General features: G+C 61.4%; 2 protein-coding genes. One reads left to right on the forward strand and one right to left on the reverse strand.

All coding sequences use genetic code 11. The features are described 5' to 3' along the window. On the reverse strand, positions 1-500 hold a 500-nt coding region (locus OQK_RS00655), incomplete at its 3' end, for a TonB-dependent receptor plug domain-containing protein (RefSeq protein ID WP_157221857.1). A 266-nt stretch (positions 501-766) separates the two neighbouring features. Here OQK_RS00655 and OQK_RS00660 point away from each other — a divergent pair. Continuing rightward, positions 767-1,451 (forward strand): molybdopterin cofactor-binding domain-containing protein (locus OQK_RS00660; RefSeq protein WP_038860137.1); only part of this gene is annotated, 685 nt, incomplete at its 3' end.

The raw sequence follows: 1,451 nt of genomic DNA on the forward strand, positions 1-1,451 counted from the left end.
GTACCGCCGGGATCGCCACGGCCATAGAGCATGGTCGCGGGGCCGCGCAGCACTTCCAGACGCTCGATGGTATTGGCGTCGGGCATGTTCGGGTAGCCACGGTTGATCGGGAAACCGTTGCGGTAGAACTCACCCGTGGTGAAGCCGCGCACGGTGAACGTGGTCAGGCCCTGCCCACCGAAATTGTTCGCCCGTCCGATGCCGCCAGCGTAATCCAGCGCATCCTGCAAACGCGTCGCGCCGAGGTCTTCGACGGCATCCTTGGTCACCACGCTGATTGACTGCGGGGTTTCATGAATCGAAGTGTCGGTGCGCGTGGCGCTGGCCGAACGCGTCGCGCGATAGCCTTGCACCGGGCCGTCTGCCCTTTCGTAATCCGCCGTGCCGACCACGTCGGTGGCTTCCAGCTCAAGGGCTGAAGAAGTCGGTTCGGCTGACTCAGCCCACGAGGAAGAAGACAACGCCTGCAGCACACAAATGGAAAGCAGAGTTCGACGCATGAGGTGAAAACCTTTACGAATAGGCCAGAACGAAGGGCAAAACCGCCAGTGAAAACGCCGCGCATGGTATACGGTCGCATTAGTAATTGAAACGTATTCTTATTTGTCATGTTGATCAGGATTGGTGAGCGGGATTCATCATTCCATCCTGAAACCGCGCATTATCAGCAGCGCGTCGATGGCCTAGGCTCGTAGAGATCCGACGTCAATCGATGGCTGCGCCGCGCTACGTGGGCGCCGCCAGCCTGTCTGAAAGGAATTTGCAGATGAAATTCGACACCCCGGCCGGCTCCAATCCGATCGACCAGCTGAACGTCATCGGCCAACCTGCCGACCGCATCGACGGCAAGCTGAAAACCACCGGCACCGCCCCCTACGCCTACGAGCAAAACGCAGCGGTGCCGGACGCCGCCTATGGCTATATCGTCGGCGCCGGGATCGGCAAGGGGCGCATTGCCTCGATCGATTGGACGCAAGCGCGGGAGGCGTCCGGGGTGATTGCCATCGTCACTTACGAAAACGCCGGGCCATTGGCCAAAGGCGAGTTTTACGTAGCCAGGGCCTTGGCCGGGCCGCAGGTCGATCACTATCACCAGGCCGTGGCAATTGTCGTCGCAGACACTTTTGAACAGGCCCGCGCGGCCGCCGGCTTGCTCGACATCCGCTACGTGGCCGAACCAGGTTCCTTCGATCTGGCGGCTGCGAAAGACTCCGCAACCCCACCGCCACCGGCCGGCTTCGGCCCGCCGCCGCAGACCAGCGTCGGTGACTTTGAAGGCGCCTTCAACGCTGCGCCCGTGCAAATCGATCAGCACTACAGCACGCCTGACCAGGCCCACGCGATGATGGAACCGCACGCAACCATTGCCCGCTGGAGTGGCAAGCAATTGACCTTGTGGACATCGATCCAACAGATCAACTGGGGCGTGCGCGATCTGGCGAAAACCCTCG

The sequence above is a fragment of the Pseudomonas sp. R62 genome (assembly GCF_000257605.1).
Classification (GTDB): Bacteria; Pseudomonadota; Gammaproteobacteria; order Pseudomonadales; family Pseudomonadaceae; genus Aquipseudomonas; species Aquipseudomonas atacamensis.